Origin of the sequence: Tepidiforma sp. (genome assembly GCF_034433535.1) — a bacterium.
GTDB lineage: Bacteria > Chloroflexota > Dehalococcoidia > Tepidiformales > Tepidiformaceae > Tepidiforma.
In genome coordinates this window covers 1-2,116 of record NZ_DAOUAO010000232.1, presented here as the reverse complement: position 1 = coordinate 2,116, position 2,116 = coordinate 1, and the positions used below count along the sequence as shown (strand labels likewise).

Below are 2,116 nucleotides of genomic sequence, written 5' to 3'. Positions count from 1 at the left end.
GCCAGCCAGACCACCGAGACCACCAACCCGAATGACGTGCAGTGGGCGGTCATCGTGAACAACCCCAACGGCACCAGCGGCACCCAGCGCACGGTCTGGATCAAAGACGCGAACGTGACCGTCACCTCCGGCCCGTTCTACACCAACGGAGCGAGCTGCACTGGCACGTTCGCGGACGAACTGGTGGATTCCAACGGCGTCGAGTGCACCATGCCCGCCGGCTCCCAGATCGTCTTCTACGTGAAGCCCAGCCCGGCGCCCCAGCGCACCTGCCAGGACCGGCAGTTCAACAACACCGCCTACCTGTACATCGACAGCACAACCGCCACGCCGGTCAGCGCCCAGGGCCCGACCATCACCCTCAAGGGCGACCCGGCGCTCTGCAACAAGACGCTGAAGATCTGCAAGGTGCTGGTCGGCAACGGCGACGGCATCGTCCGCAGCGGCACCTTCAACTTCGATGTGCGCAATACCGCCACGAACCCCGCGACGGTCCTCTACAACGGGCTCCCGGGCGGCGGCCTGGCCGTTTCCGAGCCGAACCCGGATACGGCCGGCACCAAGGGCACCGAGGCCTGCGAGGAAGTCAGCGTGCCCGCCACGGCCGTGATCGAGGTTGTCGAGTGGGGCTCCCGCCCAACCGGCTGGACCGGCGACGCCGCCGGCTATCCCAAGTACGCGATCAACGGCGGCAACCCCGCCAGCGGCGGCACCACCACGACCATCGACATGGCCAACCAGACGGCCCCGGTCGTCACCTTCTACAACAAGGAGAAGCTCGAGAAGAAGGTCACCTTCTCCAAGTACATTTGCCCGACCTTCAGCCAGGTCCCGCGGAACCAGGGCCCCGGCGGCCAGGACGATACCGGCAAGCCGGTCTTCCCCGGCGGCGGCCTCAACGGTCTGCTCGGCCCCAAGGGCCCGTCCAATGACAGCGCGCCCGTCACGCCCACCAACGACAACCGCGGCCAGGACTGCGTCCTCGCCACCACCCCGTGGACCTTCCAGCTCTGGACCGAAGACCGGGTCAATGGCTCCGGCGGCACGCTCCTGCAGACGGTGAACGTCTCCAACGGAACCGCCACCGTCGACCTCGAAACCGACGTCCTCGAAGCGCTCCTCAAGGATGGCGTCAAATGGGGCGTCTACGTCGAAGAGGTCTACCAGCCCGGCTACGCCTTCGGCGCCCTGAAGTGCTACACCGACCACCTCAACGACGACAACTGGGAGTGGCTGTCGCCGTCCATCCTCACGGAGCAGGGCGAAGTCCACTGCATCGCCTACAACGTGCCCATCACCCCGCCGAAGCTGACCGTGAAGAAGGTCACGCAGGACGCCAGCGGCAACACCATCCAGTCCGACCAGGACTTCTCCTTCACCGTCGAGCCCACCACGGGCGTCAACCCGACGAGCTTCGTGCTCGATACCGACCCGAATAGCGGCCTCGTCTCGGACCAGCAGGTTGTCACGCTGCCGGCTTCCGGCCAGCAGGGCGGCGTCGCCTACACCATCACCGAAGGCAGCATCCCCTCGGCCTGGGAGCTGGCCAGCATCACCTGCACCGGCGGAAACGCCCAGGTGAACCTGCAGAACGGTACGGTCACCGTCACCCTCGAAACCGGCGGCGTCGCCGGGCAGGCCAGCGACGTGACCTGCACCTTCACGAACAGGCAGCGCAAGGGCAACGTCGTCATCCACAAGGTGTACCCGCAGGGCTTCTCGCCTGACGGCGCGACCTTCACCGGCACCCTCGACGGCGGTACCGACTACTCGTGGACCGTCCAGGTCGGCTCGTCCCAGGCCCTGGAGGTCGTCCCCGGCTTCTACACCGTGACCGAAGACCCGAAGACCGGCTACGAGCTCATCGGCATCGCGACCGCATCCCAGACGGCCTACGAAAATGGGTATCCGGGCGCCGCGATCGCCTGCGGGGCCGAAACCTCCCAGGTCGTCGCCAACAACAATCAGCCGGACGTCATCGTGAACCCGGGCGAAACCCAGCACATCTGGGTCTGCAACCGGCCGCTGGGCACCGTCGTCATCGTCAAGTACGAGAACGTCCCGCCGGACACCGCCCAGACGTGGAACTTCACCGGCAACCTGCCCAGCGGGCTTC

1 protein-coding gene is annotated in these 2,116 nt (G+C 66.6%); it reads left to right on the top strand.

Annotated elements, in window-relative coordinates; all coding sequences use genetic code 11:
* Positions 1 to 2,116 (top strand): hypothetical protein (locus tag VAE46_RS12370; protein WP_322797246.1); only part of this gene is annotated, 2,116 nt, incomplete at both ends.